The sequence below is a fragment of the Pontibacter sp. Tf4 genome (assembly GCF_014212495.1).
Classification (GTDB): domain Bacteria; phylum Bacteroidota; class Bacteroidia; order Cytophagales; family Hymenobacteraceae; genus Pontibacter.
In genome coordinates, this window is record NZ_JACKZC010000008.1 from 142,754 (window position 1) to 163,889 (window position 21,136).

Annotated in this window: 17 protein-coding genes; 6 read left to right on the forward strand and 11 right to left on the reverse strand. The window is 50.5% G+C overall.

The window, feature by feature from the left end:
- Positions 1-390: 390 nt before the first annotated feature.
- The 6 genes from H7F15_RS14390 to H7F15_RS14415 all read left to right on the forward strand — a co-directional run bounded on the left by H7F15_RS14390 (position 391) and on the right by H7F15_RS14415 (position 7,070).
- Positions 391-2,208, forward strand: a complete 1,818-nt coding sequence (locus H7F15_RS14390) for an ABC transporter ATP-binding protein (RefSeq protein ID WP_185197689.1) — start codon at positions 391-393, stop codon at positions 2,206-2,208.
- Positions 2,209-2,334: 126 nt separating this feature from the next.
- Complete coding sequence (locus tag H7F15_RS14395) at positions 2,335-2,856, forward strand: hypothetical protein (protein WP_255481259.1); 522 nt, start codon at positions 2,335-2,337, stop codon at positions 2,854-2,856.
- Between the two features lie 95 nt (positions 2,857-2,951).
- Positions 2,952-3,818, forward strand: a complete 867-nt coding sequence (locus tag H7F15_RS14400; protein WP_185197690.1) for a DUF2911 domain-containing protein — start codon at positions 2,952-2,954, stop codon at positions 3,816-3,818.
- Between the two features lie 83 nt (positions 3,819-3,901).
- The gene (locus H7F15_RS14405; protein WP_185197691.1) at positions 3,902-4,825 is read left to right on the forward strand and encodes a bifunctional 2-polyprenyl-6-hydroxyphenol methylase/3-demethylubiquinol 3-O-methyltransferase UbiG; all 924 of its coding nucleotides are present in this window, start codon (positions 3,902-3,904) and stop codon (positions 4,823-4,825) included.
- A gap of 291 nt (positions 4,826-5,116) precedes the next feature.
- Entirely contained in the window at positions 5,117-6,592 is a 1,476-nt protein-coding gene (locus tag H7F15_RS14410) for an ATP-binding protein (RefSeq protein WP_185197692.1), read from the forward strand.
- A 43-nt stretch (positions 6,593-6,635) separates the two neighbouring features.
- On the forward strand, positions 6,636-7,070 hold the full coding sequence (locus H7F15_RS14415; RefSeq protein WP_185197693.1) for a response regulator: 435 nt from the start codon (positions 6,636-6,638) through the stop codon (positions 7,068-7,070).
- A 1-nt stretch (position 7,071) separates the two neighbouring features.
- Here the strand turns inward: H7F15_RS14415 and H7F15_RS14420 are convergent, their stop codons facing one another.
- From H7F15_RS14420 to H7F15_RS14470, 11 genes are all read right to left on the reverse strand, one after another.
- Entirely contained in the window at positions 7,072-7,686 is a 615-nt protein-coding gene (locus H7F15_RS14420; protein ID WP_185197694.1) for a ribonuclease HII, read from the reverse strand.
- An 88-nt stretch (positions 7,687-7,774) separates the two neighbouring features.
- Positions 7,775-8,827, reverse strand: a complete 1,053-nt coding sequence (locus tag H7F15_RS14425) for a DUF4249 domain-containing protein (protein ID WP_185197695.1) — start codon at positions 8,825-8,827, stop codon at positions 7,775-7,777.
- Between the two features lie 6 nt (positions 8,828-8,833).
- Positions 8,834-11,230 carry a carboxypeptidase-like regulatory domain-containing protein gene (locus tag H7F15_RS14430; RefSeq protein WP_185197696.1) on the reverse strand — a complete coding sequence of 799 codons (2,397 nt, stop codon included), beginning with the start codon at positions 11,228-11,230 and terminating at the stop codon, positions 8,834-8,836.
- A 92-nt stretch (positions 11,231-11,322) separates the two neighbouring features.
- Positions 11,323-11,817 carry a lipid-binding protein gene (locus tag H7F15_RS14435; protein ID WP_185197697.1) on the reverse strand — a complete coding sequence of 165 codons (495 nt, stop codon included), beginning with the start codon at positions 11,815-11,817 and terminating at the stop codon, positions 11,323-11,325.
- Between the two features lie 38 nt (positions 11,818-11,855).
- Positions 11,856-12,482: an immunoglobulin-like domain-containing protein gene (locus H7F15_RS14440; protein WP_185197698.1), complete on the reverse strand. Its 627-nt coding sequence runs from the start codon at positions 12,480-12,482 to the stop codon at positions 11,856-11,858.
- 23 nt (positions 12,483-12,505) lie between these two features.
- Positions 12,506-13,981 carry a SusD/RagB family nutrient-binding outer membrane lipoprotein gene (locus tag H7F15_RS14445; RefSeq protein WP_185197699.1) on the reverse strand — a complete coding sequence of 492 codons (1,476 nt, stop codon included), beginning with the start codon at positions 13,979-13,981 and terminating at the stop codon, positions 12,506-12,508.
- Positions 13,982-14,001: 20 nt separating this feature from the next.
- On the reverse strand, positions 14,002-17,106 hold the full coding sequence (locus tag H7F15_RS14450; RefSeq protein ID WP_185197700.1) for a SusC/RagA family TonB-linked outer membrane protein: 3,105 nt from the start codon (positions 17,104-17,106) through the stop codon (positions 14,002-14,004).
- Positions 17,107-17,562: 456 nt separating this feature from the next.
- Positions 17,563-18,640, reverse strand: a protein-coding gene (gene prfB, locus H7F15_RS14455; RefSeq protein ID WP_185197701.1) for a peptide chain release factor 2 whose coding sequence is annotated in 2 segments (ribosomal slippage) — positions 17,563-18,579 and positions 18,581-18,640 — 1,077 coding nt in all. Because the reading frame shifts where the segments join, the coding sequence is not laid out codon by codon here.
- Positions 18,641-18,744: 104 nt separating this feature from the next.
- Positions 18,745-19,818, reverse strand: a complete 1,074-nt coding sequence (locus H7F15_RS14460) for a branched-chain amino acid aminotransferase (RefSeq protein WP_185197702.1) — start codon at positions 19,816-19,818, stop codon at positions 18,745-18,747.
- 28 nt (positions 19,819-19,846) lie between these two features.
- Positions 19,847-20,398 (reverse strand): cob(I)yrinic acid a,c-diamide adenosyltransferase, encoded by a 552-nt coding sequence (locus H7F15_RS14465; RefSeq protein WP_185197703.1) that lies wholly within the window; start codon positions 20,396-20,398, stop codon positions 19,847-19,849.
- Positions 20,382-21,125 carry an ABC transporter ATP-binding protein gene (locus H7F15_RS14470; RefSeq protein WP_185197704.1) on the reverse strand — a complete coding sequence of 248 codons (744 nt, stop codon included), beginning with the start codon at positions 21,123-21,125 and terminating at the stop codon, positions 20,382-20,384. Before H7F15_RS14470 ends, H7F15_RS14465 begins: the two co-directional genes overlap by 17 nt.
- Positions 21,126-21,136: the final 11 nt, after the last annotated feature.

A 21,136-nucleotide genomic window follows, 5' to 3' on the forward strand; every position in this document is an offset into this window, starting at 1 on the left:
TCTAAAGTAGAGCTATAGTTGGAATAATGACTATGGCGCGAGCGTCCTCGCTCGTGTCGAACTATAGTTGGGCGTCCCGCCCAGTCGGATCACAGATCCAACTTTATAGGCAAGTCACGGATCACAGAACCGCGCCAGCGGAGTCGAGTGAGAAACAAACTATAGTTCGGAATAAGCCTGCCTGACTGCCACATCAAACTTTCTAACTTTTTAACTTCCCAACTTTCTAACTTTCCAACTCCTTTTAACTCTCAACTCTTAACTCAATATTGCTTACCTTTGCAGGATTGTAAACGGGAAACTTTATACTTGTACTATAGTATCGGGTTAAACCTTTCCGGCTACCTAACAAAAGGAGCTGTTCTAAATTAAGTAACGCACTGTACATTAATGGCAAAACGCGGATTCGGGCAAACAGGGGCACAGGACGGCGAAGAACGAAAGAAAATTACCAAAGAAAGCTTTCGACGCGGGCTCCGCATTTTCAGCTACGTATTACCCTACAAGTATAAATTTATAGTTGGCCTGGCATTTCTGGTATTTTCCAGCATCACGTTCATGGCTTTTCCTTACCTGGTAGGCCAGCTCTTCGACTCTACCTCAGCCGACAACGCCGGCGCTCTCTCCGACATCAACGTGATCGCAATGGGCTTGTTTGGTGTGATTCTGCTGCAGGGTGTTTTCTCTTTTTTCCGGGTATACTTTTTTGCGCAGGTAAGCGAGAATGCCGTGGCTGATATCCGCCGCGACCTGTACAGCAAGTTCATGCAGCTGCCGATCTCTTTTTATGAAAAACGCCGCGTGGGCGAAATTACCAGCCGCATTACTACCGATGTAGCACAGGTGCAGGATGCCATGTCTATCACGCTGGCCGAGCTTTTCCGCCAATCCACCACGCTTATAGTTGGGGTCATCATCATCATGTGGACCTCTATCAAGCTGTCGTTGTTTATGCTGGCTACGTTTCCGGTGCTGGTAGCGCTGGCGCTGGTCTTTGGCCGCAGAATTAAAACACTGGCCAAGAAAACCCAGGACGAGCTTGCCAATACCAACGTGATTGTAGAAGAAACGCTGCAGGCCATAAATACGGTAAAAGCCTTCACTAACGAGATGTTTGAGGTGGCCCGTTACCGCACCACCCTGAGTAAAGCCGTACGCACCGCCATCACCACAGCCAATTACCGCGGGGCATTCATCTCCTTCATTATAGTTGGCCTTTTCGGTGGTATTATTCTGGTTATCTGGTACGGAGCCACACTGGTTGCCAACGGCGATATTCAGCAAGGCGACCTGGTTTCGTTTGTGCTGTACACGGCCTTTATTGGTGCTTCGGTTGGTGGTTTGGGCGAACTATACGGCAAGGTGCAATCTGCCCTAGGAGCCACCGAACGCATTTTAGAGATACTGCAGGAACAGGAAGAACCAACTGATAAAAGCCTGCGTGCCCTGAGCCAGGTACCACGTGTACAAGGCAACATCAACTATAGAAATGTAGCCTTCTCCTACCCTACCCGTCCGGATATACAGGTACTGAAGAACATTAGCTTTGATGCACAGGCCGGCGAGAAAGTAGCTATAGTTGGACCGAGCGGCGCCGGTAAATCTACCATCATCCAACTGCTGATGCGCTTTTATGACGTGCATGGCGGCAGCATAAGCGTAGATGGCAAAGACCTGCGCGACATGGACCTGAGTACCCTGCGTGGCAACATTGGTATAGTGCCGCAGGAAGTGCTGCTGTTTGGCGGAACGATACGCGAGAACATTGCCTATGGCCGGCCGGAAGCCACAGAAGCCGAAATTATTGAAGCTGCTAAAAAAGCCAACGCCTATAACTTTATCGAATCTTTCCCGGAAGGGCTGGAGACACTGGTGGGCGAACGCGGCATAAAACTATCGGGTGGGCAGCGCCAGCGCATTGCCATTGCCCGTGCCATCCTTAAAAACCCTGCTATCCTTATCCTCGATGAAGCCACCAGCTCACTGGATTCAGAGTCGGAACAGCTGGTGCAACAGGCCATGGATGTGCTGATGAAAGACAGAACGACCATTATTATTGCGCACCGACTGGCAACTATCAGAAAAGCAGACAAGATATTGGTGATAGATGGTGGCGAGATCGTAGAAGAAGGCTCGCATGAGCAGCTTTCTGCAAACGAAGACGGCATTTACGCCAACCTGCTCAGGCTACAGTTTGAGCTCAGCTAAAAGTATACTTATTGATTTTCCTGAAAACCTGCCGGAGCTTCCCCGGCAGGTTTTTTATTGCCCGCAATTCATACTTAATCTTATATTTTTCGTAAGTTCGGTGCAAATTTCAACTTCGCCAGCTGCATGCGCCTTAACTTTTTCTGCACCCTTATCTTCTTACTTGTCTTGCTTTTACCTGCCACGGTGCTGGCCCAGGAATTTACCCAAAACATTCGGTCGCTAACTACAGTTTACGTCGAAGTGGGCGGTAACTCCGATGCTTACGCCCTGAACCTGGACCGCATTATGTACCAACGCGACCAATGGAAAGGCGGCATACGGGCCGGTGTGGGCACCAACCTGTTCTTTATGAAAGAAGAGCCGGGCGTGTACCCGGTAGTGCCCGTAGAAGTGTACGCCATGGTAGGCAAATCGCGGAATAACCTGGAAATGGGCCTGGGCTACACACGGCGGTTTACGGATGCACCGGAACTGTTGCAGAACATGTACTTTGCCCGTTTGGGGGTGCGTTACCAGGTACCAAAGGGCGGTTTGCTGGTACGTTTCGGGTTAACGCCGTTTATCTCGCCGGAAGGCAAGGATAAGAAGACTGGCGAGACCGGTATTGTGCCGCGGTTTGGATTGAGCGTTGGCTATAGTTTATAGTTTAACGGCCTGTTAGCAGGCTGCCATACACGATCATTGACTTAAATTTCGTAATATTACATACCTAAGTATACACCCAACTTATACCAGAACGAATGAAAAAACAACTTCTTGGCCTTGCTATAGTTGCTGCCACCCTGCTTGGCACAGGCACCGCTAATGCCCAGATAGCTATTCCGGCTGCCAGCCCTGCCGCTACGGTTACCCAGAAAGTAGGCTTAACCGATGTATCTGTTTCCTATTCGCGACCGTCGTTGCGTGGCCGTACCATTGGCAAAGATGTGGTGCCTTACGGCGAAATGTGGCGCACCGGTGCCAACAGCCCAACCCTGATCAAATTTGCAGATGAAGTAACGATACAGGGTAACAAAGTACCAGCCGGTGAATACGTGCTGATGTCTATTCCGGCGCAAAACGAGTGGACCATCATCCTGCACAAGAACAAGGACCTGTGGGGCAATAACGATGCAAAGTACGACGCAGCAAACGACCAGCTTCGCTTTAAAGTAAAGCCACAGACCAACCCAAGAACAATAGAAAGCTTCACCATCAACTTCGCAAACCTGAAAAACAACAGCGCCGATGTAGAGCTACTATGGGGCAAAGAGATCGCCAGCTTTACCATTACTGTGGATGTGGACAGCAAAGTAATGGCCCAGATACAGGAGAAAGTGATAAACGGTACTAACGTGTCGCCGGGCATGTATGCAGCGGCGGCCTCTTACTACCTGAGCGCGAACAAGGACATGAAACAGGCGCTGGAGTGGATGAAAAAAGCCAACGCCAACGATCCTAAATTCTGGAACCTGCATGCCCAGGCCAAGATACAGGCACAGCTGAAAGACTACAAAGGCGCTATAAAAACCGCAGAACAGTCTATAGAGCTGGCTAAAAAGGAAAACAACCCCGAGTATGTACGTATGAATGAGCAGGCCATTGCAGAGTGGAAAAAAGCAAAGTAATACCTGTTTAGTTTATCCCAAACTATACTGTAAGCCTCTGCTCTGGCAGGGGCTTATTTTTTATATTTTAACCTGATTTATAGTTGAGCGAACAAACCGAAAAACTACATTCCGAAGAGCACTTGGGCCCGGCCCGCGAATACTGGTGGAACGAAGATTACCTGGAGCTACTGGCTAAACGCCTGTACGTAGATTATTGTCAGACCCTGGTAGACATTGGCTGCGGCAAAGGCATGATGGGCTTTAAATTCTCGAAATACATGCCCGACGGCAGCCAGGTATTTGGCGTAGACTACGAGCCTGGCTACATTGCCGAAGCAAAGCAGCGCGCCCATACCCAGTTTGGCCACAACCAGATCGATTATACCTTTAAAGTTGGCAACGCCACTGATATTCCGCTACCCGACAACATTGCCGACATCACCCTCTGCCAGACCCTGCTGATTCATGTAAAGAACCCGCAGCGCGTAATTCAGGAAATGATACGCGTAACCAAACCCGGTGCGTGGGTAGTTGCCCTGGAACCCAACAACCTGGTTCCTAACCTGATGTTCGACCGCTACGGCGAGACCGATTTTAACGTGGAGAGCATGCTGGATGTACTGGAAATAAAACTACGGATAGAGAAGGGCAAAAAGAACCTGGGCGAAGGCTTTAACTCCCTTGGCGACGTTGTACCCGATCTGTTTCTGAAAGCCGGACTGGAGAATATTAAAGTCTGGATCTCGGATAAAGCACTTTCCATCATTCCGCCTTACGACACCCAGGAAAAAATACTGCGCGTGGAGCAGATGCTGCAATGGATAGAGACCGAGGCCATGGGCTACGACTACCAGGACAACCTGAACTACTACATGGCCGGCGGCGGCCAAAAAGACAAATTCGACGCTTACTGGGAGCAACTGCTTTATAACAAGATCATGCTGAAACAAAAACTGCTGAAGGAAGAGTACGTATCGGCGGGGGGCAGCCTGGTGTATATAGTGGCAGCACAAAAACCAAGGTGAGGTTAAGTTAGGGTAACTATAGTTAAACCAAAATATTTACAGGAACTATAAAAAATCGTAACCCTTTACCCGGCGCTCCGTAAGGACATATTCCCGTTTTAGCCAAAATCAATCAAACCTATGTTGCTTCACCCGATCTTTTACCATCATCACACACTTTCTGCACACCGTTTTTCAGGTATTTTTCCTGTAAATAGTTAAGCTATAGTTTTATATTTGTTCAGTAGGGCTTTGCTGTACCTGTAACCAAAGCACCCTGCTACGCCTTTTGCAGAAAGAAAATCCCTTTGCATGAAATTATCAGTAAAGCTGTTTGTCGGATTTCTACTGATATCCGCCTTGTTTACAGCCGTAGCTATAGTTAACTTCCAGCTCTCCGAGGATGTGATCGAGAACACCGTGTGGGTGGAGCGTTCGCAGTCGGTGGTACGTTCGTCGGCGGCCCTGCAGCGTAACATCATCGACCTGGAGACCGGTATCCGTGGTTTTTTGCTGAATGGCAACGAAACCTTCCTGCTACCCTATGTGCAGGCCAAAGAGCCGCTGCCCCGGTTGTTTGCCGAGATAAAAGAGGTTACCAAATACTCGCCGGAGCAGGTCAGGAGGCTTGAAATTATAAAAGCGATGCAGGAAAGGTGGCAGCGCCAGTATGCAGAACCGCTTATCAACATTACGCGTGCCGATATGGCCAACAGCACCAACCTGCTTTCGACCCAGATCGACAGCCTGGTATTAGGCGAGAAAGTGCTGATGGACTCGATCCGGGTTGCCTTCCGGGACTTTAATGCCTACGAATACCAGATCCGAAAGGAACGCACCGACCGCCTGAGCCAGAGTATTGAGACCACCCGGCAGGTATCTACCATTCTAACCATCTTATCCGTTATACTTGGGTTGGGCTGGGCCTACTATATTACCCGCCTGATTACGGGGCGTATCATAAAAATGGTGAACCTGGCCGACCGTATCTCGAAGGGAGAATATAAGACACAGATTGTAGACACGGCAAATGATGAGCTGAGCATGCTTTCGAGCTCACTGAACATGATGGCCACTACCATTGATGAGACCTTTACTGAGCTGGACCGCAAGAACAAAGAGCTCGACCAGTTTGCCTACGTAGTATCGCATGACCTGAAAGCGCCGCTGCGGGGCATAGAAGTAGCCTCGAGGTGGGTGGAAGAAGACATGGGACGCGAGCTGCCGGATAACGTGAGACAGTACCTGAGCATGATGCGCACCCGCGTGCACCGCATGGAGAACCTGATAAACGGGATACTGGCCCTGGCCCGTATTGGCCGTACCACCCCTATCGAGGAACGGGTGGATATACGGGCGCTGCTGATGGAAATTACAGAGCTGCTGGACATCCCCGAGAAGTTTAAGATCGTGCTGCCACCTGACCTGCCGGTGCTTTACACAGCCAAGGTTCAGCTGCAGCAGGTATTCTCCAACCTCATCAGCAATGCTGTTAAGTACCACGATAAAGTGGCCGGCCGCATCACCATCGGGTACCAGGAATATGAGAACCATTACGCTTTTTCAATTTCTGACGACGGCCCAGGCATCGACGAAGAATATCATGACCGTATTTTCGTTATCTTCCAGACATTGCAGGAACGCGACGCCTTTGAGAGTACCGGAGTAGGCCTGGCCATCGTTAAGAAAATAGTGGAGTGGCAGGGCGGTACCATACAGGTTACTTCTGAACAGGATAAGGGATCTACTTTTACCTTTACCTGGCCTAAGAGTAGTAAAAAAGATTAGTTTAGTTATTTTTGTACCTGAGCACCTTTATATATTTTTATAGATGAGTGAAAAAATCAACAATATCCTGCTTGTAGAAGACGACTACCTGGATATTATGAATGTAGAGCGAGAGCTTAAGAAGATAGGACTGACACAACCGCTGCATGTGGCACGCAACGGGCGCGAAGGTCTGAAAATGCTTCGTGGCGACGGAATGCCCCGTATTTCGCCGGCGCCAAGCGTTATTTTACTGGATATTAATATGCCGAAGATGAACGGCATCGAATTTTTAACGGAACTACGCCACGACCCGGAGTTCAGCCACATTCCGGTGTTTATCATGACCACTTCTAACGAGGAGACGGACCGCCTGGCCACCCAGAAACTGCAGGTAGCCGGCTATATCCTGAAACCGCTTAGCTTTGATGATTTTAACAACAACCAATCGTCGCTGGATAGCTTCAGCCTGTTCTTGGATCTGATAAAACTGAAGTAAACTATAGTTCGGCAGGCGCGTCAGAAAGCAGCTGCGGGCTCGGCAGCAAGGTGAACGAGTGCCTGTGATAGGGAGTAGCCCCATGCAATGCAATGGCCTGCCTGTGCTCAGGGGTAGGGTAACCGGCGTTGCGCTCCCAGCCAAATACAGCGTACTCCTCTGCCAGCCGCTGCATCACATCGTCGCGGTGCGTTTTAGCCAGCACCGATGCCGCCGCAATAGACAGGTACTTTCCATCTCCTTTTACAATACATGTATGCGGCACCTGCCCATAGGGCTTAAAACGGTTGCCATCAATTAGCAGGTAGCCGGCTGTTTGTGCTAACCCGGCAATGGCGCGGTGCATGGCCAGGAAGGTTGCCTGCAAAATATTTATCTCATCTATCTCGGCTGGAGTGGCCTCGCCTATGGCCCAGGCCACGGCATCGCGCAGCACATCTTCCCGTATCTGCTCCCGCTGCTTTCTGTTCAGTTGCTTCGAGTCGTTCAGCAGGTGGTGTTTATAGTCGGGCGGAAGGATAACGGCAGCAGCTACTACTGGCCCGGCCAGGCAGCCACGACCGGCCTCGTCTACTCCTGCTTCTAAAAGCTCTCCGCTGAAAGTTGATAGTAACATAAACTATAGTTCTGCGCTTATACTTGCCTGTAACACAAAACTACACAAAAAAACTCCGGAAATGCACGCTTATAGTTGGGGCTATAGTTTACCAGAAATCGGGCTGCACGGTGGTGCTCTTGGAGAGTACGCGGCAGTCATCCGGCATCACGTACGGCGATACAGGTATACCTAACTCTTCGCGCTGGATAAACATAGTGCGTGTGGCAACCGCCGATGCCCCGAAAAAGCCAAGTGCGCGCTGTCCCGGGTTAGTCTCGCTGGTTATGTTGCCGATGATGATGGCAGGTGGTGGGTCCTGTATGCTTCCGCCGGTCTCTATCTGTGCTTTCAGCAAGCTCCAGTAATCAAAAGCAGCCTCCGAAACAGAAAGTTGTTTTACCTCGATGTGGTATTTAAAGCCGAAGGTCTGCGGGATAACAGGTATCTGGGTAACAAGGTAATGTGTCAGGTTTCCGCCGTTCAGCAGCCGGTCGTCTTTTACATTTACACGGTCGGTCGGGGCTGTAACCCAGCAGATCTCGCAGCAGTCTTTTGGCATGGGCACACGTACACCGCGCACTTTTTCCGAGTAATCCCAGGGCTGTGTACTCACCTTAAACGTGCCTTGCCATTTCCACATGTAATAATTCTTCTGCCCGGCGGGGTCTTTGGTATCCAGCAGCACATTGGCTACATACACGGTTTGTTCCACATCTTCTTCATTCAATACCTGCTGCGACCGCACTTCAAAATACAGGTCATCTATAGTTGGTACCGGAACTATAGTTTCGGGAGCAGAAGTGTAGCGTTCGCTGTTTTTGGTGACGATGGAAAGGGTATATGTATTTCCTACCTGGCCTCTGATGCCGTCGGGGTTTGTCTGGTACACTCCAGGCGCGATTTCCTGCAGAGTTTCCTGGTTGCCTTTGTCGTCAGCTATCGTTACCTGCGCGCCTGTTTCGGCTGCGTTCTTCCTGTCGTGGTAGCTGGCGTAGGGTTTGCTCCGGCTCAGGCGTACGGTGTAAGGTCCCGGCTCATCTGTAATCATGCCATCCACCACCAGTTGCCGGGCCTCATCCCCTATTTTCAGGTCCAGGGGATCCACACAACTATAGAGCAGCAACAGAAGTAAGATACAGGGCTTCAGCAGGTTTTTCATAGCGCATTATCTGAATGTAAAGTCGTAGGAAATGGATGGAAGCGGCACACCAACTACAGCTAACTGGTAAGCCCGCGGCGGGGCACCATACACCTGTTTAAAAAATACCGAGTACGGGTTTTTGCGGCCATACAGGTTGTAAACAGCAATATTCCAGGTACCGGTCCAGCGCCTGTTCCTGTCTTTGTTGGGGAGTATGGCCAGCGAAATATCCAGCCGGTGGTAGTCTGGTATGCGGTAAGCGTTGCGGGCGCCATAGTTGGGCACTATGTAATCACCGATCACGTAATGCGACACCGGCGCTGTGATGGGGCGGCCTGTACTATAGGTAAAGTTAAGCGAGGCAACCAGGCGTTTATTCAACTCATAACTACTCACCAGGTTCAGGGTATGCGGTTTGTCGTAGCTGGCAGGGTAGTAATCTCCGTTGTTTATGGTTTCTTCTTCGGTAGGGCCCGCCACTGAGAGCTCTGTACGTGAATAGGTATAGTTCACAAAGCCAGTCAGGCGGCCGCTTGTTTTGCTGATGCTGGTCTCAACGCCATAGGCCCGGCCTTTGCCTGCCAGCAGGTCGGCTTCCAGCGTTCTGTTCAGGTACAACACCGCCCCGTTCTTATAGTCCGGCATATTTTCGATACGCTTGTAATAGCCTTCTATGCCCGTTTCGAACTGGTTTTTACGGAAGTTGCGAAAGTAGCCCACCGATACCTGGTCCCCGATCTGTGGTTTAATGTAGGTGTTGCTTGTCTTCCAGATATCTGTTGGCGATACGGTGGTGGTGTTGGAGATGAGGTGCAGGTATTGCCGGCTGCGGTTGTAGCCCACTTTAACAGCACTATGCTGCCCCAGCCGCACATTTGCCGAAACTCTTGGCTCCGCTCCATGGTAAGTTTCAATCACATCGCCGCGGCTATAGTTCACTGTGTCCGTAATAGTGCGCTCTTTCTTAGGTTCGCCAGTCTGGTATTTATACACATCGGCTGGGCCATACACGGTATAAAACGAATACCGAAGCCCGTACATTACCGTAAGCCAGTCCGTAAACCGCACCTCATCGTTCCAGTACACGGCGCTTTCCAGGGTGCGGTCATCTGGCAGCACCACCGGCTGCACTTCCGACTGTGAGGTGGCAGGTTGTAGTTCCCCCGGCGAGAACCTATAGTTGATGGCAGATGCTCCAAAGTTTACCTGGTGTTTTCCTTTGGTCAGGTAAAAGTCGGTTTTCAGGTTACCCAGCGCAATACCATTGCTGTATTCCGAGGCGTTCACTGCTTCATCGGCCGAAACTATAAACTTATAGTTGGTGAAAGTTCCGGTTATAGTAGCATAAAAGTCGCTGCTGAAAAGATGGGTGTATTTTATAGTTGCCGCATTGGTATGCCAGGTGTAAATGGTATCGCCCGAAAAACCGAAACGGTCCTTGCTGCGGTAGCCGGTTAAGGTCAGCCGGTTCTTCTCATTCAGGGTATAGCCAATTTTTGCGGTTACATCATAAAAAGAGGCGCGGCTGTTGCGTATATCCGCATCGGGTATCTTTTTCAGGATCCAGTCAGAGTAAGAACTGCGGCCCGCAACTATAAACGAGCTTTTATCCGGTATAATCGGGCCTTCGGCCGTTAGCCTGGCTGCAATAATGCCCACGCCCCCACTCAGCATAAAATCACTCCGGTTACCTTCGCGCTGCCGCACATCCAGCACCGACGAGATACGCCCTCCGAGCTGCGCCGGCACGTTGCCCCGGTACAGGGTGATGCCTTCCAGCACATCCGGGTTAAACACCGAAAAAAAACCGAATAAGTGCGACGTGTTAAAGATCGGTACATCATCCAGCAGCACCAGGTTCTGGTCTGTGCTTCCGCCCCGTACATTAAAGCCGGTTGCGGCCTCCCCGACAGAGCTTACGCCGGGTAATAGTTTCACGCTCCGCACCACATCGGCCTCTCCTAACAAAGCAGGCGTTGTTTTAATGGTGTTGATGTCGAGCGAAGAGATGCCGCTCATCACGCTTCTTACATTGTCGTGCTTGTCTCTGCCGGCCACTACCTTTACTTCATCCAGCAGCAAATCTCCGCGGCGCAAGGGCACATTCAGTTCTATGTCTGATTGGCTGGTGAAGGTGATGCTGTCTTTTTCGTAGCCCAGGAAAGAGACCAGTAAGGTGGAAGTGCCTGCCGGCAGCTGCAAACTATAGTTGCCATTAGTGTCGGTGGTGGTGCCTGTTTTGTTCCGGATGGCGAACACAGTGGCCCCGGCAATGGCTTCGCCGGTGCGGGCGTCGCGGATGGTGCCACTTACTTTTATGCTTTTCTGCTGCCAACTACAGCAACTATAAGCAGCATACACCCGTGCCACTGGCAGGCACAGAAATACTAGCACAACAAGGTTGTATACATGCTGCTTCATGGAGGTAGCACCCAAAAGTTATAGTTTATAGTTGTGTTAAAAAAAGACAGGCCTGCTACAGCCTGTCTTTTTCATGTAAATAACCGGTAGTTTTATTCGAAGCCGGTACTTCTGTGGCCATACACATGGTAAATCGTTCCGAAGGGCTCTTCATCGTCACTGAATGAGACCTGGAAATAGATGCTGTCGCGTTTTATACCATTTACCGTTACCGCATCCAGAAAAACCTGGCCGTTGGCGATGTTCACTACGGCATCATGCTGCACATCCTGCAGGCCTTCGCCTCCAAAGGTGCGGGCATTGGCATCGGCCGGAGATTTTGTTTTAAAATCCCAGAAGTTGCCCTGGTCGTCCACCCAGATCTCTGTCGGTACGTTTTCAGATGTATTGTAAATAAGCACTTCCCCGTGCTCTACCAGCGGCTCAAACTGCCCAGGAGCGGTCTCTATGCTATAGTTTACTGTCCAGTCGCCGGATAAGGGGTATGTGGCGGTAAATTCAATTTCATCGTCATCGTCATCATCGCAGGAGGCCAGGAAGCCAACAGAAAGCAACATGATGAGCAAATAAGAATATTTCAGTTTCATATTTTTCAATGTTTATAGTTCATCAAATTCATTTCCGGCTACTGTTTGGTCCATACCCGCGTGCTGGTGATGCCAAAGGCTGGTAACGTAACCTGCAACGACATTACCCCGCCCTGCAGCGTGCCGGAGCCTTCTACCGGTCCGAATCCGCTCAGCGCATTGCCCGGAAGTGTCAGGTTAACCCCATCTGTTGTCAGGATGTACGAAGGGATCAGGTTTGGCCCCCAAACGTTTGGCATCAGGTAAAAACCCGGTGCCAACTTTGTAACGGTAGAGGTTACCCCGCTTCTCACATAAGTTCCCGAAATATCGACTCCTGCCTGTTCCGGTGCCGGCAAAACAGCTACGGTTCGTGTAACAGATCCCGGAAAATTATCAGAGTTGATGGCAGTGTAAGTAATATCGTAAACGCCGGGAGTTGTCAGGTCCAGGTTGCTGGTTGTGGTTACAGGTAGTTCCGTCTCTCCTTCCCTGGCTACAACGCCGGGGTCGTTAAACTCACCGCCCACTACAACCGACACATACTGGTCCCCATTTATCTCGAACTGCGCATACGTGGTCACACCGGATACATGGGCTGTTTCATCGTCCTTCTCGCAGGCGGCTAAGGTGAATGCCATCAGTATTGTAATGGCTAACCCGATGATTTTATTTCTATTTTTCATCTTTCAAAAAATTAAGGTTCATACTAATCCTTAACATCCCACCAAACCGGTACATCAACCTCTTTCAGGCCCGGGTAGTTGGCATTTCGGACAGATTCTGTGTTTGGATAGAGCAGTCGGCGAGGGATGATGCTGGCGCCGAGCGTAGAGGCAGCAGATGGTTCTATAAAGCTTGGGTAGCCTGTTCTGCGCAGTTCTGTCCAGGCCTCAAAACCCTGCACACCGCTGAACGACACCCATTTCTGAGTAATGATTCGTTCTACCTGTGCTTCCACGGAACCGCCTGTAGGGTAAGCAACGCGTGGTTGCTGCAAGAGTGCTGTCACACCACCTACGTTTTCGCCTACATAGTCAAAAGATGCCCGGATGCCCTGTGCGTATAGTTCGCTGGCAGTTCCTACACCACCAGTCCAGCCACGCGCCACGGCTTCGGCCTGCAAAAAGTAGCTTTCGGCAGCAGTAATAAAAGGCACCGCTGTAGCAGGGCTTGCCACTGCCGGGCCAGGCTTCGATACAGTATTAGACTGATTACCAGTACGTTGCGGCGTACATTCTATCCCCTGGTCTACACCCACAAAAGAGCCCTGGTTAGAACCTGTTTCTGCTGGTGCAAAATACTCATCTATGCGGGGGTCTTCGGTATCTTGTAAGTACTCCAGTATGGTATTACTGGCTACTACGTCCACCCCACCTCTAAACACCACCTGGGTCTGGTAGAAAGGGTTTCGGTTCTGGGTCTGGTCAGCAAACTCCACATCGCCGGTCTCGCCCATTTCCAGAAACTCGGCACCCTCGCTATACATTTCCTGAATGCCGCTTTGCGCCACATCTGGTCTTACATAGGCCTGGCGCAGGTAAATTTTCAGTTTCAGGGTATTGGCGAATTTTGTCCACAGGTTCATGTTGCCGCCGTAAACCAGGTCATCGTCGCCGGGTGTTTCACCGCTCGGGTCAATCAGGGCAATGGCTGAGTCCAGTCGGGCTATCAGGTCGGTGTAGATCTGTTCCTGCGGCTCATATTCCGGGTTCAGGTTACTCAGGCCTTCCAGCGAAGCGCTGTAGGGTACATCGCCCCAGGCATCTGTAATTACCTGCATGGTATACACTTCCATTATCTGGCCAATAGCGGCATAGTTTGGCTGTTCATCGGCAAGCGCCTGCTGGCTCACAAAACGGAAGTCGTTCAGGGCACCGGCATACAGCTCTCCCCATACCCTGGCATCGTAAGCCGACGAAGTGATCTCGTACTCATCGAGGCTGCAATACTGGTTGGCCGCGCCGGCCTGGGTCCAGTGCTGGGCAAAGAAGTTTCCTAAAAACTGGAACTGGTTACCTAACACATAGGCCAGCTCTCCCTGGCCGGCAGGTAAGGTAAGCTCCGGCGAAGAAGTAGGCGGGTTGTTAGGGTCATCATTCACGTCCAGGAAATCGTCGCAGGCAGTTAGCCCCGCTAAAGTGGCTATCACCCCTGCAAGCAAGTATTTATATATTCTTTTCATGGTCTTGGTCTTCCGTTATCTTAAAAAGTGACTCTGATGTTAGCACCCCACGATCTGGTACTTGGCGTACTGCTGAAATCGTATCCCTGCAGGTTACCGTTACCGAAGCTGTTCATTTCAGGGTCGATGTAGGTGTTTTCGTCTGGTGTCCAGAGGATCAGGTTACGGCCGGACACGCCCACTTCTATGTTACCGAAGAAGGTTTTCTCAACTATAGATTCAGGCAGCTTGTAGCTCAGGCTTACCTCGCGCAGTTTGGTAAAAGACGCATCTATGATGTTGCTGCCTTCGGGCAGGTTACCCCAGTAGCTGTAAAGGTTGTCGTTGGTCAGCGGCACGGTGTTCTCTTCATACTCGCCTGTGTTGCCTATTTCCACCACCGAGTTAGGGATGATGTATGGCTGGCGGTCGTTGTAGAGTGTTTCAGGAGCGGTACCGGCAAAGCGCTGTGTACTTCTTGTTCTGGAATACATCTTGCCACCCTGGCGGGTATCGAACACAAACGAGAAGCGCAATCCTTTATAGGTCAGTGTGTTTACAAGACCACCTGACCAGTCAGGCTGGATAGTACCCTGGTAGGTCTGTTCATCAGCTGTACGTGGGCGACCTGTGGAAGCGTTGACAACAATACGGCCTTGTGGGTCGCGCAGGAAGTCTTCTGCCTTAAAGGTACCATACGGTCTGCCTTCTGTGATCACAAGCGCGGCAGAGCTTAAGCCACCCAGCGAGATCTCGTTCCCGCCGAATACTTCTTCTACCTCGTTCTTATTCTTGGTATAGTTCACGCTGATGTCCCAGGTCAGGTCATTGTTCTCGAACGGGATACCGCCTACCAGCAGCTCAACTCCCTTATTTCTTACAGTGGCCGCGTTCAGGTTAGCAGAACCAAAACCAGTTGCAAACGAGATTGGTACGGGGATGATCTGGTCAACAGATTTGGAGTCGTAATAGGCTGCATCAAAGCGCAGGCGCTCCTGGAACAATCTTACGTCTGCTCCTATTTCCCACGAATTGGTTTTTTCAGGTTTTAACAGGTTGTTACCGATCACGTTGCTCACCTCAAAGCCTGGTATACCGGCAAACGGGAAATTCAGGTCGGTGCCGGCAAAACCATCGGCTATGTTACCTGACACGAAAACCGAACGGGTATAATATTCCGGCGCATCGTTACCTACTTCAGCATAGTTGGCTCTGATCTTCGCAAAATTTATCGGTGAGTTATCCGCTAACCCAAAAGCTGTGGCAGCATCAAACGCGAGGTTCACAGATGGGTAGAAGAAGCGGTTGTCGTCTAACGGAAGTGTTGATGACCAGTCGTTACGGCCGGTGAGCTCTAACCATAAGAAATCTCTGAAGCCCAGTTTAGCCGAACCATACAGGCCAACCAACCTTCTGACACTTCGGAAACTGCTTGCCAGCGGTGTACCCACAATGTTGCTCAGCGATTTGAACTGGTTGTTGGCTAACGCATCGGCCTGTGCAAACAGGTTATCGCTTCGGCGTTGGTTTATGTTATGTCCTAGCAGTACTTCCAGGTCCAGTTGCTCTGTCAGGTCGCGGCTGTAGGTCAGCATCAGGTCGGAGTTTATTTCGCGGTAGTACAGCTGCGTTTCAGAATACATACCGTCGTCGTTGTTGGCTTCGTTCTGTCCTTCCACGTCACGGATGGCTGTAAACTGCTTGCGTCGGTCGTTGTAAAAGTCTGTACCAATGCGGTAGGTAACGGTCAGGTTCTCGATTATATCGTAACCGATGGTGATATTACCAAACAGGCGGTCCACGTCGTTCTCGAATGTCTGGTTGGCCAGTGTCCAGTAGGGGTTTACAGTATAAGGAGAGTAAAAGCCTGCTTCGTCGTTAAACGGATTCGACAGGTCCTCCAGCTCACGAACCGGAATATCGCGCGGGGTCTGGATCAGTTGGTTGAACGGAGAGTTACCCTGCCCGGTCAGCGCAAAGTCGCCACCAGATTTGGTATAGGTTATCGAAGCCGAAGAGTTAAACTTGTTCAGGAGTTTGGTGCTTCCTTTCAGTGCCAGGGAGTTACGGCTATAGTCTGTGGTAGGTACTATACCGTTCTGGCTTGTATTGGAGTAAGAGGCATAGTAGGTTGCATTCTCCGCAGCTCCTGAAAGCGACACCGTGTTGATCCAGGTAGAGCCATAGTCGAAGAACTCTTTAATGTTATCTTCCAGGGCCACATATGGCTTGTAGCGTTGCTGTCCGTTTATGATCTGTCCCCATGGCCGTACCTCCCCGGTAAACACCGGTCCCCAGCTGGTATTCTCCAGCAGGTCGGGGCTACCGAAGAATCCCTGTCCATAACGGTTCTGGAATTCAGGATAACGCAATACATCCTCCACGGTATAGGACGAAACATAAGACATCTCGGCTTTTTTGGTAGCGCCCCTGCCAGACTTGGTTGTGATCATGATCACCCCGTTGGCAGCTCTGGAACCGTACAAAGCTGCAGCTGCAGGGCCTTTCAGAATGTTTATAGATTCAATATCGTCAGGGTTTATATCGTTGGCGCGGTTACCCACGTCCACACCGTTGTTCAGGTTATCGCCGGTGCCGGCGCTGCTGTTATCCACAGGTATACCATCTATCACAAACAAGGCCTGGTTACCCTGTATAATGGATTTGGCACCCCGGATAACCACCCGGGTAGAAGCGCCCGGACCACCGCCCTGGCTTTGTATATTTACACCTGCTACCTTGCCCTGCAGGGCATTGGCTACGCTACGCTCACGGCCCTGGGTAAGCTGTTCTGCGCCAACCTGCTGGGTAGCATATCCCAGGGTGCGTTCTTCTTCCTCACGGCCAAGTGCTGTAACCACTACTTCCTGCAGTTGCTGCGCGTCAGTAGACATTGTTACATTTATAGTAGTGGCATTGCCAATAGTCCGGGTTACGGTTTCGTAGCCCAGATACCGGAACTCGAGGGTATTGCGACCTTCTGGTACCGTAATAGTATAAGCACCGTCTACGTTTGTGGATGTACCCACCGTAGTGCCTTGTACTATTACAGCCACACCAGGTAGGGCTTGTCCGGATGCCTGGTCCGTTACATTACCAGACACCGTCCTGCCTTGTGCAAACGCCTGCTGAAAGAGGGTGAACATCAAGACAAAACTGAGAAGTAATAGTTTTTTCATTTGCTCTCATAGATAAGATGAATTAAAGAGGGTTAAGCAGATTACACGAGCCAAACAACATCCCATGCCTGCGCATGCCGGGTAGTGTTTACAGTAGAGTAAATTGCTGATGGAACCTGCCAGTCCGGGGGCGGAAAAGGCTATAGTTTACACTCCGAACTGGTTTTCGGGGTTCTGCATGTAGAGGGAGAGCAATACGTTTTAATTAGTACTTATACGATGTAATTCAAATTTAATCTTACTATAAGCGTATTTTAGATAAGAAACTCGACGAAAAAGATACAGCAGAAGACAAAAGAACAGGAATTGGTGATACAGCCAGCGCTCCGGGGTAAACTATAGTCCATAAAAAACCGGCACCTTCCCTAACATTATAGTTTGTCGGGGAAGGTGCCGGTCAGGTAACTATAGTTCCTGATGGGGTTACTGCTGCATCAGGTAGGCTTTAATGTATTCGTCCAGGTCGCCGTCCAGTACGTTCTGCACATCGGTACGCTCTACGCCTGTCCGTACGTCTTTCACCAGCTTATAAGGGTGCAGCACATAGTTACGTATCTGCGAGCCGAAGTCGATCTTCTTCTTGGTGCTTTCGATGCGGTCACGTTCTTCGTTGCGCTTTTCCACTTCGATCTGGTATAACCGCGATTTCAGCATCCGGATGGCGTGCTCCTTATTCATGAGCTGCGAACGCTCGATCTGGCACTCTATAACTATACCGGTTGGTTTGTGCTTCAGGCGTACAGCGGTCTCTACTTTGTTCACGTTCTGGCCACCGGCACCACCCGAGCGGAAGGTATCCCACTCAATATCGCCCATGTTCACTTCAATGTTAATGGTATCATCTACCACGGGGTAAGCAAAGATGGAGGCAAACGAGGTATGGCGGCGCCCACCCGAATCGAAAGGCGAAATGCGCACCAGGCGGTGTACTCCTATTTCAGATTTCAGGTAACCATAGGCAAAATCACCGGTAATTTCCAGCGTAGCCGATTTTATACCTGCTCCGTCGCCGGCCTGGTAGTTGAGCTGCTTTACACTATAGTCGTGCGATTCAGCCCACATAATGTACATGCGCATCAGCATTTCGGCCCAGTCCTGGCTTTCGGTACCGCCTGCGCCCGGGTTTATTTCCAGAATAGCGCTTAGCTGGTCTTCTTCGCCGCTCAGCATGCGCTTAAACTCCAGCCCTTCTATAGCCTCCTGGGTAGCTTTAAGCTCCTGCTGTATCTCTTCCTCGCTGACGTCGCCTTCTTTGTAAAACTCAAACAGGGTCTCAAAGTCGCTGTACTTCTTTTCTACTTCGTTGTAGTGGTCGGTCCAGACCTTAATGCTTTTTACTTCTTTCAGCACCTTTTCGGCCTCTTTGGGGTTATCCCAAAAATCGGGCGCTGTGGTCCGGGCTTCTATAGTTTCTACTTCTGCTTTCTTGTTATCGTAGTCAAAGGTACCTCCTCAAGGCTTCTACGCGCGCCTTTAAATCTTTTACCTGCTCTGCGGTCATGGTGTTATCGTTTATTGTTTGGCTTTATACTCAGTTTAAAACAAGAAGATGCTGAAGTATACACCTGCAGGCTATACTTCAGCATCTCATACTATAGGTAACTGTTACAGGCGGATCCTGTAAATCCAGTTATGGGTGTCAGGGGCCTGGCCTGTTTTGATCTTATCGAGCTGTGTAGCAACGTTGTTTGATATTTCGCGGCCTTCAACAGCAGGCAGGTCCATGTCTTCGCCGTTATAGTTTATAGTTGCGATCTGTGCTATAGTTGCGGCAGTGCCTGTTCCGAATGCTTCCTGTAGTTTACCTGCTTTATGAGCCTCTACAATCTCGCTTATGGCAACACGGCGCTCTTCTACTTTGTATCCTAAGTCACGGGCCACCTGCAATACGCTGTCGCGGGTAATGCCAGCCAGTATAGTTGAGCTTACCGCCGGCGTTACAAGCACGCCATCAATCACAAACATTACGTTCATGGTACCCGATTCTTCTATGTACTTATGCTCTTTGTGGTCGGTCCAGATAAGTTGCTGATAGCCTTTTTCCTGCATTTTTTTAGCCGGGTACATGGCCGCGCCATAGTTACCGGCAGCTTTTGCAAAACCGGCACCACCTTCGGCAGAGCGTACATAGTTTGTCTCGATGGCTACACGCACCGGCGAACTATAGTAAGAGGCCACCGGGCAGGTAAAAATGGTAAATCTATAGTTGGATGACGGCCTTACACCTATAAAATCGTCGGTAGCGAACATAAACGGACGGATATACAGGGCGCTTCCTTCGGTTGGCGGTACCCAGGCGGCATCCAGTCTCAGAAGTTGCTCCAGGCCCTGCATAAAAATATCTTCGGGCAGCTGCGGAATGCACATGCGCTCTGCCGAAATGTTCAGGCGCTTGTAGTTGTCGTATGGTCTGAACAGCAGGATATCGCCATCTACGCTGCGGTAGGCCTTCATGCCTTCAAAAATAGCCTGGCCATAGTGTATAGCCGATGTAGCAGGACTCAGCGACATATTGCCATAAGGCACGATCTGCGGGGTTTGCCAGGCACCGTCAATAAAATCCGCCACCAGCATGTGGTCCGAAAAGATCTTACCAAACTGAATATTGTTGAAATCCAGCTCTGAAATGCGTGATGTTGCGACAGGCTGGGTTGCTATAGTTAGGGTATCTGTAGACATAGGTAAAAGGTTAAGGGTAAAAAAGGAATCAGACTCTCGCTTTCCAGGTGATCTCTTCGGCCTGTAGTTCGTGTGTCATACGTCGACAAAGAGCAAACAGGTAATCTGACAAACGGTTCAGATAAATGATCACTAAATCCTCTACCGGCGATTCTTCCTGCAACCGGATGGCCAGGCGCTCGGCACGGCGGCACACGCAACGCGCTATGTGGCAGAACGATACCGACTGATGCCCGCCCGGCAGTACAAAAGCACGCAGCGGCGGTACGTCTTCGCTCATGGCATCAATTTCCTGCTCCAGCAGCGTCACATCTTCGGCGTGCAGGTCCGGGGTAACCATCTTCACATTTTTGTCCGGGTCAGTCGCCAGCACCGATCCAATCGTGAACAGCCTGTCCTGTATTTCTTTCAGGATGTCAGCCCGCTTATAGTTTACTTCCTGGTCGCGTACCAGCCCGATGTAGGAGTTCAGTTCGTCTATAGTTCCGTAGGCCTCGATGCGCAGGTGCGATTTAGCCACACGGGTTCCCCCGATAAGCGCTGTCGTTCCTTTATCGCCGGTCTTAGTGTATATTTTCATTGATGTTGTGCTCTTCGCGCATCAAAGCGGCTGTCGCTACGTTCTCGTTCACTGTATCCGACTCTATCAAACCATCGCGCAGGCGCACAATGCGGTGTGCATACCGGGCTATGTCCTCTTCGTGCGTTACCATAATAATGGTATTTCCTTTGGCATGCAGGTTCTCAAACAGCTCCATGATCTCGTAAGAGGTTTTGGTATCGAGGTTACCGGTCGGCTCATCGGCCAGTATGATGCTTGGGTTATTGATAAGGGCGCGGGCAATGGCTACACGCTGGCGCTGCCCTCCTGATAATTCGTTTGGTTTGTGCTTGCCCCGGTTGCCCAGGCCTACACTTTCAAGCGCCTGCTGGGCACGCTCTTCACGCTGCGTTTTGTTATACCCGGCATAGATCAGAGGCAGGGCCACATTCTCCAGCGACGATTGGCGGGGCAGCAGGTTAAAGGTCTGGAACACGAACCCGATCTCTTTGTTGCGCACTTCGGCCAGCTCGTTATCGGTCATGTTGCTTACATCGTTTCCGTTCAGGATGTACTGCCCGCCGGTGGGTGTATCCAGGCAGCCGATGATGTTCATGAGCGTTGACTTGCCGGAACCCGACGGCCCCATAAACGCCACATATTCTCCTTTTTCTATCGTGATGGATACATCCTGCAGCGCATTGATGACCTCGGCGCCCATGCGGTATACTTTAGAGATATGATGTGTTTCGATGATGATGCTCATACAGGCTGTTT

Coding starts and splice junctions, on each gene's coding strand:
- H7F15_RS14390 (WP_185197689.1), top strand. CDS start 391: ATGGCAAAACGCGGATTCGGGCAAACAGGGGCACAGGACGGCGAAGAA.
- H7F15_RS14395 (WP_255481259.1), top strand. CDS start 2,335: ATGCGCCTTAACTTTTTCTGCACCCTTATCTTCTTACTTGTCTTGCTT.
- H7F15_RS14400 (WP_185197690.1), top strand. CDS start 2,952: ATGAAAAAACAACTTCTTGGCCTTGCTATAGTTGCTGCCACCCTGCTT.
- H7F15_RS14410 (WP_185197692.1), top strand. CDS start 5,117: ATGAAATTATCAGTAAAGCTGTTTGTCGGATTTCTACTGATATCCGCC.
- H7F15_RS14415 (WP_185197693.1), top strand. CDS start 6,636: ATGAGTGAAAAAATCAACAATATCCTGCTTGTAGAAGACGACTACCTG.
- H7F15_RS14420 (WP_185197694.1), bottom strand. CDS start 7,686: ATGTTACTATCAACTTTCAGCGGAGAGCTTTTAGAAGCAGGAGTAGAC.
- H7F15_RS14425 (WP_185197695.1), bottom strand. CDS start 8,827: ATGAAAAACCTGCTGAAGCCCTGTATCTTACTTCTGTTGCTGCTCTAT.
- H7F15_RS14430 (WP_185197696.1), bottom strand. CDS start 11,230: ATGAAGCAGCATGTATACAACCTTGTTGTGCTAGTATTTCTGTGCCTG.
- H7F15_RS14435 (WP_185197697.1), bottom strand. CDS start 11,817: ATGAAACTGAAATATTCTTATTTGCTCATCATGTTGCTTTCTGTTGGC.
- H7F15_RS14440 (WP_185197698.1), bottom strand. CDS start 12,482: ATGAAAAATAGAAATAAAATCATCGGGTTAGCCATTACAATACTGATG.
- H7F15_RS14445 (WP_185197699.1), bottom strand. CDS start 13,981: ATGAAAAGAATATATAAATACTTGCTTGCAGGGGTGATAGCCACTTTA.
- H7F15_RS14450 (WP_185197700.1), bottom strand. CDS start 17,106: ATGTTCACCCTCTTTCAGCAGGCGTTTGCACAAGGCAGGACGGTGTCT.
- H7F15_RS14460 (WP_185197702.1), bottom strand. CDS start 19,818: ATGTCTACAGATACCCTAACTATAGCAACCCAGCCTGTCGCAACATCA.
- H7F15_RS14465 (WP_185197703.1), bottom strand. CDS start 20,398: ATGAAAATATACACTAAGACCGGCGATAAAGGAACGACAGCGCTTATC.
- H7F15_RS14470 (WP_185197704.1), bottom strand. CDS start 21,125: ATGAGCATCATCATCGAAACACATCATATCTCTAAAGTATACCGCATG.